General features: G+C 61.9%; 13 protein-coding genes. 5 read left to right on the top strand and 8 right to left on the bottom strand.

Translation table 11 applies throughout. The annotated features are described in order from the left end of the window. Together glnD and V7P99_RS09145 are read left to right on the top strand one after the other, a co-directional pair. Positions 1 to 1,550 (top strand): [protein-PII] uridylyltransferase (glnD, locus tag V7P99_RS09140; protein WP_333794500.1); only part of this gene is annotated, 1,550 nt, incomplete at its 5' end. A gap of 47 nt (positions 1,551 to 1,597) precedes the next feature. Then, positions 1,598 to 2,080 carry a nucleoside deaminase gene (locus V7P99_RS09145; RefSeq protein ID WP_333794501.1) on the top strand — a complete coding sequence of 161 codons (483 nt, stop codon included), beginning with the start codon at positions 1,598 to 1,600 and terminating at the stop codon, positions 2,078 to 2,080. Between the two features lie 40 nt (positions 2,081 to 2,120). On the opposite strand, the gene V7P99_RS09150 is transcribed toward V7P99_RS09145, so the two are convergent. Next, on the bottom strand, positions 2,121 to 3,515 hold the full coding sequence (locus V7P99_RS09150) for an NAD(P)/FAD-dependent oxidoreductase (protein WP_333794502.1): 1,395 nt from the start codon (positions 3,513 to 3,515) through the stop codon (positions 2,121 to 2,123). A 236-nt stretch (positions 3,516 to 3,751) separates the two neighbouring features. Here V7P99_RS09150 and V7P99_RS09155 point away from each other — a divergent pair, with 236 nt between their 5' ends. Further along, positions 3,752 to 4,957 carry a glycosyltransferase family 2 protein gene (locus V7P99_RS09155; RefSeq protein WP_333794503.1) on the top strand — a complete coding sequence of 402 codons (1,206 nt, stop codon included), beginning with the start codon at positions 3,752 to 3,754 and terminating at the stop codon, positions 4,955 to 4,957. Positions 4,958 to 5,008: 51 nt separating this feature from the next. Then, entirely contained in the window at positions 5,009 to 6,160 is a 1,152-nt protein-coding gene (locus V7P99_RS09160; protein WP_333794504.1) for a UDP-galactopyranose/dTDP-fucopyranose mutase family protein, read from the top strand. Here V7P99_RS09160 and V7P99_RS09165 read toward each other — a convergent pair. Genes V7P99_RS09165 through V7P99_RS09195 form a run of 7 tightly spaced genes read right to left on the bottom strand, consistent with a single transcriptional unit; the run spans position 6,105 to position 12,199 of the window. Further along, positions 6,105 to 6,872, bottom strand: coding sequence for an aspartate/glutamate racemase family protein (locus V7P99_RS09165; protein ID WP_333794505.1), 768 nt, complete (start codon positions 6,870 to 6,872; stop codon positions 6,105 to 6,107). The genes V7P99_RS09160 and V7P99_RS09165 overlap by 56 nt on opposite strands. A 1-nt stretch (position 6,873) precedes the next feature. Continuing rightward, the gene (locus tag V7P99_RS09170) at positions 6,874 to 7,575 is read right to left on the bottom strand and encodes a class I SAM-dependent methyltransferase (RefSeq protein WP_333794506.1); all 702 of its coding nucleotides are present in this window, start codon (positions 7,573 to 7,575) and stop codon (positions 6,874 to 6,876) included. A gap of 21 nt (positions 7,576 to 7,596) precedes the next feature. After that, entirely contained in the window at positions 7,597 to 8,841 is a 1,245-nt protein-coding gene (locus V7P99_RS09175; RefSeq protein WP_333794507.1) for a DUF711 family protein, read from the bottom strand. Next, positions 8,838 to 9,509: an NTP transferase domain-containing protein gene (locus tag V7P99_RS09180; RefSeq protein ID WP_333794508.1), complete on the bottom strand. Its 672-nt coding sequence runs from the start codon at positions 9,507 to 9,509 to the stop codon at positions 8,838 to 8,840. Before V7P99_RS09180 ends, V7P99_RS09175 begins: the two co-directional genes overlap by 4 nt. Next, the gene (locus tag V7P99_RS09185) at positions 9,506 to 9,913 is read right to left on the bottom strand and encodes a hypothetical protein (protein ID WP_333794509.1); all 408 of its coding nucleotides are present in this window, start codon (positions 9,911 to 9,913) and stop codon (positions 9,506 to 9,508) included. Before V7P99_RS09185 ends, V7P99_RS09180 begins: the two co-directional genes overlap by 4 nt. Next, positions 9,891 to 10,658, bottom strand: coding sequence for an NTP transferase domain-containing protein (locus V7P99_RS09190; RefSeq protein ID WP_333794510.1), 768 nt, complete (start codon positions 10,656 to 10,658; stop codon positions 9,891 to 9,893). The genes V7P99_RS09185 and V7P99_RS09190 overlap by 23 nt, the downstream gene beginning before the upstream one ends. Further along, a complete protein-coding gene (locus tag V7P99_RS09195) occupies positions 10,655 to 12,199 on the bottom strand; it encodes a hypothetical protein (RefSeq protein ID WP_333794511.1) in 1,545 nt (514 codons plus the stop codon). The genes V7P99_RS09190 and V7P99_RS09195 overlap by 4 nt, the downstream gene beginning before the upstream one ends. Positions 12,200 to 12,475: 276 nt before the next feature. On the opposite strand from V7P99_RS09195, the gene V7P99_RS09200 reads away from it, so the two are divergent. Beyond that, positions 12,476 to 12,727: a GlsB/YeaQ/YmgE family stress response membrane protein gene (locus tag V7P99_RS09200; protein ID WP_333794512.1), complete on the top strand. Its 252-nt coding sequence runs from the start codon at positions 12,476 to 12,478 to the stop codon at positions 12,725 to 12,727. The last annotated feature ends 148 nt before the right edge of the window (positions 12,728 to 12,875 follow it).

Consider the following 12,875-nt stretch of genomic DNA (forward strand, 5'->3'; position numbering starts at 1 on the left):
GCTTCTTCGCGCAGGCCGAGAACACCAACACGTTCCTGCATCCGAACGCCATCCGACAGCTTCGCCATTCGCACCGGCTGATCGACGACAAGCTGCGTGAGGACGCGGAAGCGAACCGCATCTTCCTGAAGCTCCTCACCGGCCGCACCAATCCGGAGCCGACGCTGCGGCGGATGAATGAATGCGACGTTCTCGGCCGCTTCATCCCGGAGTTCGGCCGCGTGGTGGCCATGATGCAGTTCAACATGTACCACCACTATACGGTCGATGAGCACCTGATACGCACCGTCGGGCAGTTGATTGACATCGAGCGCGGCCGTGCGGCCGACGATCTCCCGCTTTCGACGGAGGTGATCAAGACCATACAGAATCGGCGCGTGCTGTTCGTTGCCGCCTTCCTGCACGACATCGGCAAGGGCCGCATCGAGGATCACTCGCTTGTCGGCGCCGAGATTGCGCGCCGGCTCTGCCCCCGGTTCGGGCTCACGCCGGCCGAGACGGAGACCGTGGTCTGGCTCATCGAGCAGCATCTAACGATGAGCAATATCGCCCAGAGTCGGGACATAACGGACCCGAAAACCGCGCGCGACTTCGCCGATATCGTGCAGAGTCCCGAGCGCCTGAAGCTGCTGCTGCTGCTCACGGTCGCCGATATTCGCGCCGTCGGTCCGGGCGTATGGAATGGCTGGAAAGGCCAGCTCCTGCGCACGCTCTACGCTGAAACCGAGCCGCTGCTTTCCGGCGGCCACACGCAGGTGCCGCGCAGCCAGCTCGTAGCTGAGGCTGAGGCCGAGCTCCGTGCCGCGCTTTCCGACTGGCCGCCGGCCGAGGTCGATCGGTTCATCGATCGCCACTATCCCGATTATTGGCTGCGCACCGATCCGCGGCGGCGGGCCGACCATGCGCGCCTCCTCCGGCAAGCCGAGCGCGACGGCAAGACGTTTGCCGCGGAACATCGGACGGATGCCTTCACGGCCATCACCGAGCTTACGGTTTTCGCACCCAATCATCCCCGCCTGCTCGCGCTCTTTGCAGGCGCCTGCGCGGCCAGCGGCGCCAATATCGTTGGCGCGCACATCACGACGACGCGCGATGGCTTCGCGCTCGACACCTTTCTGCTAGCGCGTGAGTTCGAGCATGATGACGACGAGTTGCGCCGCGCCCGACGCATCGAGGAGACGATCGTTCGCCTGCTGCGGGGCGAGACCTGGGTCGCGGAACTGCTCGAAGGGCGGCGCTCCGCACCGCCGCGCGTCGAGGCCTTCACGGTGGCGCCTGAAGTCTACGTCAACAACGCGCTGTCCGATGCCTTCACCGTCATCGAGGTGGCGGGTCGCGATCGAACCGGTCTCCTTTACGAGCTAACCAATGCGCTGTCCGATCTGTCACTCGACATCGCCTCCGCGCATGTGACGACCTTCGGCGAGAAGGCCGTGGACGTATTCTATGTGACCGATTTGACGGGCAAGAAGGTCGGCAGTGAAACCCGACAGGCGGCGATCAAGGAGCGGCTGGCGCAGATTCTGGAAGGCCCGGCTATGCGTGCGTGAGGCCATACGGTGCGGATTTCGAGCGCACCGCCGGACACGAGGTTGGAATGGATATCGATGACAGAGAAAAAAGCTTCCTGCGCAAGGCGATCGAGCTTGCGCAGGCCAATGTCGAGAACGGCGGGCGGCCCTTCGGCGCCGTCGTCGTCAAGGACGGCGCGATCATAGCGACGGGCGTCAACGAGATCCTCAGCACCAACGATCCGACAGCGCATGCCGAGCTCACGGCCATTCGCGTCGCGAGCCAGAAGCTCGGCTCAGCCCGTCTGGACGGATGCGCGGTCTATGCCAGCGGCCATCCCTGCCCGATGTGCATGGCCGCGATGCGGCTCGCCGGCATCGGCAAGGTCGCCTACGCCTATTCCAACGAGGACGGCGCGCCGTTCGGCCTATCGACGGCCGCGATCTATGAGGACCTCGCCAAGCCGTTCGCTGAACAATCCATGGCGATCAACCACGTCCCGGTGCGTCTGGAGCAAGGCCCAGATCTCTATGACGGCTGGAAGCGCCGGCAAGCGGCAAAGCCCTGAGCGGATCGTCTGCGACGCAGAATGGCGCCCTTGCTCAGCGCTACCGTCCCCTTGCCATCAGCCCATCGGCCGCGTCGCGAAGCCGGTACCAGGTCTCGACGATCGGAACCGCGCGTGTCGCCACCGAATGCAGCGGGTAGCTCGGGAAGGTCAGATCGTCGAAAGCAGTGCGGCTGTCCCGATCGCCGAGCACCTGCAGTGCGATCTTGTGGCCGAAGTAGGTGGCGCGCGAAACGCCGGTCCCGCAGTAGCCAAGCGCATAATGGACGCCTGTGGCCGTGCGACCGAGATGGGGCACCTCGTCGTAAGTGTAGCCGATGCGGCCCTCCCAGGCGTGAGTGACGGCGGTGTCCGCGAGGTCCGGGAAGACCTTGAGGAGATTTCGCGCGAGATGTCGGAAAGATAGGGGCGACGTGTCGCCAGCCATCCGCCCCACGCGCCCGCCCCACAGCAGCCTGGGTGAGTCAGGCGCGGTGCGGAAGTAATCGAAAACGCGGTTTGTGGTGCCATAGACGCGGGTGTTGGGCATAAGCCGGGCGAGCATTTCTCGGGGGATGTCTGCCGTCGCGATGAGGCCGGAGCCGATCGGGACGATCCGCCGTGAAAGTTCCGGCACGAGGCCGCCGGTGTAGCCGTTGGTGGCAATGATGACGTTGCGGCAAGCGATTGTGCCGCGCGGGGTCGACACGGAGAAGCCCGCGCCATCGTGCGAGATTGCCTCTGCGGGAGATTGGCCGATCACCGCACCGCCTGCCGCCTCGATCCGCCCTACGAGGCCTTTGTGGTAGAGGCCGGGATGGAGCGAGGCGTCGCCCGGCAGAACGCAGCCGCCGAAGAACGCGTCCGATCCGATCTCGGTGTGCTGCTCTCCGCGCGGCACCATGAAGCTTTCGACGCCGGCGATCTTGTTGAGATCGTCCATGTCGCGTGCCATGGCCTCGTAATGCTGTGGCCGGACGGCGGCACGGAATCGTCCGCAGCGGGTGAAATGACAGTCGATCCGCTCCGACGAAATGAGATGCGTGATGTAGTCGAGCATGCGCACGCCTTCGCGCAGCATGGTTTCAGCCTTTTTGCGCCCGCGCAGCGCGATCAGCTGTTGCACGCGGAATTTCTGGTTTCCGCTGCCGACCTGCCCGCCGTTGCGCGTGCTGGCGCCAAAGCCGGGCGCGTCGCGATCGAGCACCACAACCGATCGCCCTTGACGCAGCAGCGTCAGCGCAGCCGAAAGGCCCGTGAAGCCCGACCCCACGATGGCAACATCCGCCTGGGCCGGGAGAGGCTGCGGCGCATGCCGAGGTGGCGCGGCATCCCACCAGTAAGGCCGATAGATGAGGCCCGCCGACGGCGGAACCGGCCCCCGCGCGAGACTGCGGAGTGCGGGGCCCCGCTCGGCATCGGGTTCAATACCCGGAGTTGGTGAATTATCTGACATGGGACGTGCCCCGAAAGGTGGCAAAGCTTTCCGCCTCGCGTTTCGTACAACAGGCATTTACCACCATCGGCCCCAGGCCGCACGACTCCCGTTTCCCCCGAGGGGCTCCCGGATTGGCGACAGGCGCGAGCAATTCAAACAGCTTCAGCACAAGGTTCGGAAAAGCCAGGCAGGCTCTACTGGCGCGCGACCCGCCGCTGGTTGAAGGCGCACGCCCACCGGAACCGATGAGATCGATGTCCAGACGTGATATCCTGCTGTCGATCTGTGTCCCGACTTACAATCGGCAGTTCCTCCTCGAGAGGAATGTCACCTTTCATCTCGAGGCGTTCCGCCGGCTCGGTGTCCCGTTCGAGATCGTCATCGTCGACGACTGCTCGACCGACAGCACCGACGATTACGTTCGATCGATCGCGAGCGAGCCGGAGGTCAACGCCTATCGCCGCATCAAGAACTCGGGCTTCGTCAGCAACTATGCGTTCGCGATGCAACGCGCGCGGGGCCGTTACGCTGTGTTCCTGGGCGACGACGACCTTCTGATTCCCGACAAGGTCGTCGAATATCTCGACATCATGAAGCGCGACCCGGCGATCGGCATGATCCAGGCGCCCTGGATGCTGGTCGACGGCCGTCCCGGCGGCGGCGATATGGGCCCGTTCTATGGCATTCCCGGCCAGGCGCGGCATGCGAAGGGCGACTTCAAATCGCTTCTGAGCTTCATCTTTAAGCACCACGTCTTCCCGGAGTTCCTGATCGTTCGCCGCGACGTGCTGGCGAGGTCGATCTCGGGTGCGACGCCGTTCATCTTCTGGGCGTTTCTCTACACCACCCGCGCACTGGACAAGGCGGACGTGGTGTTCATGCCGGAACCCTTCGCGCGCGTGACGGCGATCTCGGACGATCCGCGTATGCAGCAGGGAAACACCGAATGCATGTTCCAATGGGACACGTATCGGGGTGGCCTTGAGTATCTCGCGTCCCAAGCGTGGAAAGGCAAAGCCCCGGAGGCGAAGGACCGGCAAGAGGTCCATTCCCAAATCGTGAAGTTCATGCTCGTGCGCCAGTCCGTGGCCTTGCGGTTGCACATTCAGGCGAAGAACTGGGTCGAGGCCTACATCCTCTATCATCGGATGGCGGCCTATCAGGACATCGCTCTGCGCGGCACCTCGATCGATACCATTCAGAAGCTGGCCGCCGTTGTCGTCGCCGCATCGGAAGCGGCGAGCTACAGCGAACATCCGGTCATCGTCGACCCGCTGGTTGGGAATGAGATCGTCGATCTGCTACCGGCGGCATTGAAGGAGAGAATGACGCGAGAGATCCCGGCGGCCGATAACGGGGCCGCCCGCGCTTGGCTTCGTCTCAGCCCCGGGTTTGGCGAACCGATGAAGCAGAAGGACGCCGTCTTCGATCTCGGGAGCTACATGGAGCAATTCATCTGAGGACGATCCTCGGTTTGGATCGTGCCAAAGGGCGGTTTAAAGGGGTGGCCGGTGACACATCGTATCTTGATCGTCGGCGCAGGCCTGTCGGGCGCGGTCATCGCACGTAAGCTCGCCGACGCCGGCCATGCGATCACCGTCATCGACAAGCGCTCCCATATCGCCGGCAACTGCCACACCGAGCGCGATGCCGAGACGGGCGTCATGGTCCACGTCTATGGACCCCATATCTTTCACACCGACGACGAGGAGGTGTGGGCGTACGTCAACGCTTTCGAGCGCTTCAAGCCGTATGTGAACCGCGTGAAGACGACGGTCGGCGGGCGCGTTTACCTGCTGCCGATCAATCTCCACACCATCAATCAGTTTTTCGGCAAGACCTTCCGGCCGGATGAAGCGCTGGCGTTCATCGCGTCGCTGGCGGAACAGACCGATGGCGAGCCCCGCACGTTCGAGGAGCAGGCTTTAAAGTTCGTCGGCCGCGAATTGTACGAAGCCTTCCTCAAGGGATACACCCTGAAGCAGTGGGGATGCGATCCAAGGGAACTCCCGGCGAGCATCCTCAAACGGCTTCCGGTTCGCTTCGATTACAACGACAACTACTTCTTCCATCGCTTCCAGGGCATGCCGGAGAATGGCTACACGGCGATGGTCGAAAAGATCTTGCGCCATGAGCGCATCGCGCTCAATCTCAGCACGGAATTCACCCGCCAAGACGCAGGCAACTTCGATCACGTTTTCTATTCGGGTCCGATCGATGAATATTTCGGCTGCGACCTCGGCCGGCTCGGATATCGCACGCTCGATTTTGAGATGTTCCGCTACGACGGCGACTATCAGGGTTGCGCCGTGATGAACTACGGCGACGCTGATGTGCCGTTCACCCGGATCACCGAGCACAAGCACTTCGCCCCGTGGGAGGCGCACGAGAAGAGCATCTGTTATCGGGAGTATTCGCGTGCTTGCGGCCCGGATGACATTCCCTATTATCCGATCCGGCTCGCCGCAGAAGAGGCGCTAATCGGCCGATATCTCGAGCGCGCCGCGCTGGAGGCGGGCGTCACCTTCGTGGGTCGCCTCGGCACCTACCGCTACCTCGATATGGATGTGACGATCCGCGAGGCTTTGGATGTGAGCGACGCCTATCTCAGGAGTGTGGCGGCGGCTTCTCAGTCGACGCGGGCTTACGAAGCAACCGTATAGCGGCGCGGGCGAGCGCCACGTTGGAATCGAAGCCTTTGAGGCCGTGGCTGGTCAGTCGGTCCAGCAGTGCCGAAAGCTCCGTGCAGCCGAGCAGGCATGCGTCGACGCCCTCGGCCAGCAGTTGAGACGCGAGGCGGTCGATGCGCACTAACGCCGCTTCCGAAGGCGCGCCGGTCTGTTTGACCTCTTCGATGATCGTTGAAATGAGATGTTGCTCGCCGGTGTTGAGGCGCCGGCATTTGAGGCCGTGGCGCTCGGCGATGCGACCATAGAGGTCGAAACCCGCAAGCGACGATGAGGTGAAGAAAGCGGCATGCGTTGCTCCGGCCTCGGCTGCCAGCAGCACAGTTTCCTCCACGATGTGAGGAACAGGAACCGACGCATCCTTCGCCCATGTCTCATAGAGTACATGGGCGGTGTTACACGGCACGACGACGACGTTTGCCCCTTGCATATGGAGCTCGGCGATCGTTGCGGCGATGAACGGCGAGGGATCATCCTCGCCCAGTTGGAAATGCCGGCCACGGCTCGGGATCTTGGGATTGATGTCGGCGATGATCCGAGGATAATGCCAGTCCTTGGTTGCCGGGATTTGCGCGTAGAGCGTCTTGCAGAAGTCGAGAGTGGCCCAAGGCGCAACGCCTACGACGCCGATCGAGCCCTCATCCTCAGGCCAATCGACATCTCCGCCTCTCGGTTTGATGGTCGGCATATCAGCGGGCCGGCCGGAAGCGATAGATCCTGAGGCGCGTCTCAGGATATTTGTTCAATGGGCAGCCATCGTCGAACATGTTCTCGTCCTCGATCAGCTCGAAGCCGGCTGCCTCGAAGAGACGGATATACTCTTCGCGCGTCCGGTAAGTCGCCGAATACAATGTCTGGAGGTGCTCGGAAGGGCGATCGTCGATCTCGTGCCGCTTTTCGAGGCCCGTGCCGTCCCTCAAAAGTACAACGGTATCTGACCCACAAGCGCGAGGTAGATTGCGCAGCAGCTCCTCAGCCTGCTGGTCGGTCATATAAACGAACAGGCCCGAGATGAAGGCGACATCGTAGGGCTCTTGCGCAATGAATTTCTCGGCTGGCGAGCAGACGAAGTCCAGATTGGTCGTTTCCCGTACGGCTGCCTCCGCACGGCCGATCTCGACAAGAGGCGCAGAATATTCGACGGCGGTGACATGCCGGGCGTCCCGCTCAACAAATCGAAACGCCCATTGCCCGACGCCGGCGCCGAGATCGAGAATGCGCCGACCCTGCACGTCGCCCAGCCACCGGAAGACCTTCTCTGTCTCGAGCTTGATCTTGAGGTCGAGGTTCGCCGGATCCTGTTCGAGATTCGCAATGCTCTCGAACGGGAGAGACTTGTACATTGCAGCGCGGCTATCCCAGAAGCGCTTCACTTTGACTTTGTCGATCATGGAAGTGGCCCTGTCTGGCAATCAGCGGGGAAGAACGCGCGGAGAGAGCAGACCGAACGCATGGTCGTGGGTCGTGAGTGAGCGATCATGGCCCGCCAGACTCAGGATGCGGCTGTCGCAGAGAAATTCCATATTGAAGTTCGTGAACTCGTTGGCCGCCCGATTGGGAATGGGAAGCAGGCGAACACCGAGCGGCTTCCGTAGCGAGATGGCCATGGCCGCAATATCGAGCATGACGGCGGCGATCTCTTCCGGGAAGCTGGTGCCGCTCACGGGCACCATGTCGATGCCGCATCCGCAAACAGCCGATGCCGCCATCAGCGAATCGAAATTCATATGGCGCCGGCTGTTGGCGGCGGCCAGCATATTGTCCTCGAGCAGAGAGAACATGACGCCATTGAAGCCCACGGCCCTGGCGCCGCTGCGCTCGATGGCCGCGCGCAACGCATCGGTCAGAACGCCGGTGATGAAGACGCTTCCCTGGCTGCCGAATTCGGCGCCTAGCAGTTGCGCAATGAGCGCAGCGACGGACATGCGCCCGTCCGGAAAAGGCGCGAGGGACGCGTCCAGGCCTCGGTAAATGCAATCGGTGCGGTGCTCGATCTCGAGGCCTAACTCGTCAACTCGCGCGAGCATTTCGGACAACCGCTCTACGAGCCGGTCGCGATAGCTGTCGATGGGCGCTGCCTTGGCAAACTCGTCGGCCACGGCGAGCGCCAGACCCGTCGTTTCCAGCGCGAAACTGAAGGCGATGCGCTCTCCCTCATGACGAGAGAACGGAAAGAAGGGCGCATTGGCCGGGCAACCGCAAGAGGCGCCGACGCGGAAGTTGTCGAACCCGTTGTTGCTCTTGCGCGCAATGCGGCTGACGAGCAGCGCAGCGTCGTTGATCGCCGGAACGGAGAGCGACCGTTCGTCGCTGACGATCAGGTTCATGAAGAGGCGCGGGAAGCGGCTTACGATATCGAGCGCTGTTTCGAGCCGGTGGGTGCGCCTTGCGTCGCTCAGAAAATCGAAGGGAAGGCAGTACCAGCGCACATCCGTTTCCGCGGCCAGGCTGTCGACCCAGCGTAGGAGCGACTGCACGACCCCTTCGTCTTCGCCTTCCGGCCCAACGGCCGGTAGTGTGTAGCGAAACGTTCTCGGCGCGATATCGTGTGCGTCGAGGATCGACCGGGCGGTGGAGATAAGATGGCGTGTTCCATTGCCGATCTCGACAGGCGAGGCCGCGCCGACGGGAATGCCGATTGTCAAAGATCTGATCATCGTGCGCGCTGCTGCTCGAGAAAGCGGAGGTAATCGGCGGCCGTGTTGATCTCCACGAACGCGTGGTCGTTGCGCGGCACGGCAAATATTGGCGCACCGTCGCATGGCAGCGCCTGGCCGACGAAGAGGTTTCCATGCCGGATGCAGAGATGTTTCCAGCGCTTCAGCAGCTCTCGATCGGTGATCTTGAAGAGACCGATGGCTTCCGGATGCCGAACGTCCCGAACCGGACCCTGGTACGTTTCGGAGATTGAGCCGTCATCGCGAAGGGCGCAATGGATGGCTGTCAGCGTGCGGTTTTCGCGAAGTTCCGTCAGCGCCAGGTTCGGCGCGGCCTGATCAAGCTCCTCAATCAGGGGGCGGTCAAAAAAGATGTCGCCGGATGTGACGTAGCTTGGCTCGTCGCTCAGCGCGAGGCCCAGGCTCATGGCGTTATTGGTGACGGCCCACTCGTGATTGATCACGTAGTCGAGCTTGGGATACTGCTCCATGATCTGGATGGCGCGGAAGCCGACAACGACCGTGATTCGCTTGCCCGCAAAGGCTTCGATCAGGTGATCGAGAATCGTCTTGCCGGTTCCTGGATGCCTGATCAGGACCTTGGTCGCCCCGTCGAGCTGATGTCCGCGTCCCGCAGCGAGGACGATGACCCGATCGACGCTACTCATCGAAGATCATCCAATGTGAAGCGGCAGGCGGGAAGTGGCACCGGGAAAGCATGTTTCACGGTCTTATAAGGATAGATGTCGCCTGCCAGGGCCCGCTGCGTCACCATCCGCCAATCGAACGAGTATTTTTCAGGCCGCAAGCTCCAAATGGTGACGTCCGCATAGCTGTACTTTATCGCAGGAACGCATCGCAGCTCGAGCGCGCGCGCGACTTCCATGCGGTGCTGGCCGTCCATGACGAGGGCATGTCTGTCACACAGCGCGAGCGGCTTGTTCCAGATTCCTTCCCTCAGGATCTTGTCTTTCAGCCAGTCCACGCGGCGTTGGCTGAAGCCTTCGATATGACGCAGGTCGGCAACGGCAACAAGCTCCACGGTGGGTTCAACCAACACCTCTTGTTCCATGAGAACCACCCCCTTTCTGATACTCATGATCGACGCGACGGTAGGTTTCGATATCGTTGAAGGATGCGCCGTAGCAGCCTGTGAGATCAAGCTGGCGGCAGGGCAGACCTTGGAGATGGTCGACCCAGGGCGCCATGTAGTATTGCGCGATTGAACGATCGATCGCTTCGCGGCGGAGCGCTCGATCGCTCGCGACCTCGCACTCGCCGACGTAGAGAGCTCCGAGAAGCTTCGGCCAGCCTTCGAACTGTTGATCGTAGTGCGGCGCGTAGACGATTTGCTGGACAGCCCCGGTGTCGTCGGCCTTGAGCGCGCCGCCGGTGAGCTGCGCGTGGTAGTGGCCGAGCGTCGCCCATTTCGATTGAGGCTCCTTGCAAGAAGCAAACAGCCGTCGCCAGCCCTCAGGAACCATCACGACATCGGTTTCAATGATGAGATAGCCCCGCTCGGGTGCGGCGAGCGCGTCGACGCCGATCTGTGTCGAGAGAATATTGGTATCCTCTGCGTAGCGGGGGTTGAGCACGCAGCGGATGGCGCGTCCGTATCGCCCGGCGATAAGCGTCTCGATGTCGTCGTGGCGATAGCCTGTTACGATCACGATATCCTGGGCATCGGCTTGCATGATTTCGTCGAGCAAATAACTCAGGGCCGGCTTGCCCGAGACCGGCAGCAAGGATTTGTGCGTTGCCTGTGTCAGCTCCGAGAGGCGGCTGCCTCGTCCCGCGGCGAGGAGAACGATATTCATGAACCGCTCCCTCCTCGAATGCCGTCATGGATTGAATCCAGGATCACGCTGGCTGCGGGCTTATCGTTCGGAAAGAGCATGCTGAGGAGCTGTTCGCGCTCCGCCTCGAATGGCCAGGCTTTCCCTGCCTTGTAGGCGAGCGCCGCCTGCTTCATGTCATCGAAGGATCCCACGCGGTGCGCGCACGCCTCGGCAAGCGCTCCGATGGTGTTGAAGGGCACGTGCCGCCCGGAATCGATGAAGATCAGCGGCTTGCGGAAGAGCTGGTATTCCGTGAGGAACGAAAGCCCGTCGGTGATCATCAGATCGGAGGCCGCAAAGAGCTCGGCATACTGCCCGGTGCGAACGCAGCAGTTGTCGAGGCTTTCCCACTCCCTCAGGTAGGTGTCGAGAGTGTCCTGCGTGAGCCTCCCCTCGAGGATGAGGGATTTCATGAGAGCCGGATGGGGCTTCAGAACGAAGTCGATATCCGGTGCGCTCCGCGCCCAGTCGAGCATCTGGCGATACATGAGATGGAACACGCCAAACGCCAGCCACCTGTCGCCGACGGAATGATGCGGCGCCCAGATCACGCGAAAGGCGCGCTCGCCCCTTGGGGGAAGCGGCCAGTCTTCTCGTTGTCCGGCACGCTGCAGGCTTTCGAGCTTTGGAAACCCCGAGAGCACAAATTTTTCAGGATCCGAATGCTGAAAGCCCTGGAAGTAGGATCTCGTGACGTCCGTCTCGCAGAAGATCCGCCAGGCCACACGATGATAGGTCTGATCGAACGCAAATGAGCTGACGTCTCCGTCAACACGTTCGTCGACCATGAACCTTTGGACCAACGATGTGCCGTAGGGCACCGAGCAGAGACGAGCGAAGCCGAGTTCCGGCGTCCTGAATCCCGGTGGGACGTCGTTTTCCCAATGCGATTGCCGAAAGATGACATCGGGCGCGAGGGATCGGAGGATGTCGAGCGCCTCCATCGAATCGCTCAGTCCCAGCCGCAGGTGACGCACGCCGATGTCGCTCAGCGCCTTGCTTGTGCTCTCCTCGCCGCCATAGCCCTTATCGCCCGGAAAGCGCCGATGGATGGTGGCGACCAACGGCTCGAATCTCTCATCTTCGAGCATCGCCTGATAGACGTCGGAGAGGGCATCCCAGGCTTCGAAGACGTGCACGAGAAACACGCAGCGGATGCGACCGGAGGGCGGAAGCTTGCGGACGGCCGCATTCGCAGCTTGCTTGACTTGATGGATCTGCCTCAGCAGTTCTACCGCCACGCGTTCGGTGTTTTTCTGAGTTTGATCCGAATAGCGGGCGATGATCTCGGCCAGCCCACGCCCGGCATCCTGTGAGCCGGCACCGGCGTCGCTGCGGGCTTTGTCCTTGATCGCGGCGAGCATGGTCTCGTGTCGTGCTCTGCCTTCGTCCCGCGTCGCCTGGAGGAACTTGACCAATTCGAGTTGAAACTGATTGTCGACAGTCTGCTGGGCCCGTATCGCTGCAACTTCGGCGGCCAGCCGGTCCACCGTCTCGGTCAGACTTTGAAGCACTGCCATCGCATCGGAAGAAGCGGTCGGTTGCATTATGCGAATTTCACCCGAGGGAACCCAAGGCGCGATAGCATTCTAAGCTTGCGCCAAGCTACAGCTCCACGATGCCCGTTGGTTCCCCCTCGCCGATGTGAGCACCTGCACACAAGGCAGGTATCGGCCTGCCGCGAACTCAAGTAACGTCGCGCTACCTGCTCGAAAGCGTCCTGCTTCGAGGCAGATGGAGATGTATGAGCGACTGAAGCACCCGTCTTGCGTCACGTTGAAACGGAGGGAAGACTTATGGCTTTGGAAGGCCTCATCATTTGGCTGATTATCGGCGCAATCGCGGGCTGGCTGGCTGGCCAGATCATTGCGGGCGGCGGCTTCGGCTTAATCGGAAACATCGTGTTGGGTATCGTCGGTGCGGTGGTAGCGGGCTGGCTGCTGCCGAGGCTCGGCCTCTACATCGGCGGCGGTCTGATCGGCGATATCGTCAACGCGGTGATCGGTGCCCTAATCGTAATCTTCATATTGCGTTTGGTCGCGCGTTAGCGCGCTCCCAGCGGCGCCGCACGCAAAGGCGGCCCTTAGAGCCGTTCCGATTTAAGTGGAAACCGGGAACGGCTCTAAGTTTTTGTTTCTTCGTGCTTCTTGTCGGAAAACTGGTTCCCGCTTTTCCGGAAGCACTCTCGAGCCAGAT

The sequence above is a fragment of the Hyphomicrobium sp. genome, from assembly GCF_036780825.1.
Taxonomy (GTDB): Bacteria; Pseudomonadota; Alphaproteobacteria; order Rhizobiales; family Hyphomicrobiaceae; genus Hyphomicrobium_C.

What these genes read in the sequence shown, in the direction of transcription:
- V7P99_RS09145 (WP_333794501.1), top strand. Translation starts at nt 1,598, where the DNA reads ATGGATATCGATGACAGAGAAAAAAGCTTCCTGCGCAAGGCGATCGAG.
- V7P99_RS09150 (WP_333794502.1), bottom strand. Translation starts at nt 3,515, where the DNA reads ATGTCAGATAATTCACCAACTCCGGGTATTGAACCCGATGCCGAGCGG.
- V7P99_RS09155 (WP_333794503.1), top strand. Translation starts at nt 3,752, where the DNA reads ATGTCCAGACGTGATATCCTGCTGTCGATCTGTGTCCCGACTTACAAT.
- V7P99_RS09165 (WP_333794505.1), bottom strand. Translation starts at nt 6,872, where the DNA reads ATGCCGACCATCAAACCGAGAGGCGGAGATGTCGATTGGCCTGAGGAT.
- V7P99_RS09170 (WP_333794506.1), bottom strand. Translation starts at nt 7,575, where the DNA reads ATGATCGACAAAGTCAAAGTGAAGCGCTTCTGGGATAGCCGCGCTGCA.
- V7P99_RS09175 (WP_333794507.1), bottom strand. Translation starts at nt 8,841, where the DNA reads ATGATCAGATCTTTGACAATCGGCATTCCCGTCGGCGCGGCCTCGCCT.
- V7P99_RS09180 (WP_333794508.1), bottom strand. Translation starts at nt 9,509, where the DNA reads ATGAGTAGCGTCGATCGGGTCATCGTCCTCGCTGCGGGACGCGGACAT.
- V7P99_RS09185 (WP_333794509.1), bottom strand. Translation starts at nt 9,913, where the DNA reads ATGGAACAAGAGGTGTTGGTTGAACCCACCGTGGAGCTTGTTGCCGTT.
- V7P99_RS09190 (WP_333794510.1), bottom strand. Translation starts at nt 10,658, where the DNA reads ATGAATATCGTTCTCCTCGCCGCGGGACGAGGCAGCCGCCTCTCGGAG.
- V7P99_RS09195 (WP_333794511.1), bottom strand. Translation starts at nt 12,199, where the DNA reads ATGGCAGTGCTTCAAAGTCTGACCGAGACGGTGGACCGGCTGGCCGCC.
- V7P99_RS09200 (WP_333794512.1), top strand. Translation starts at nt 12,476, where the DNA reads ATGGCTTTGGAAGGCCTCATCATTTGGCTGATTATCGGCGCAATCGCG.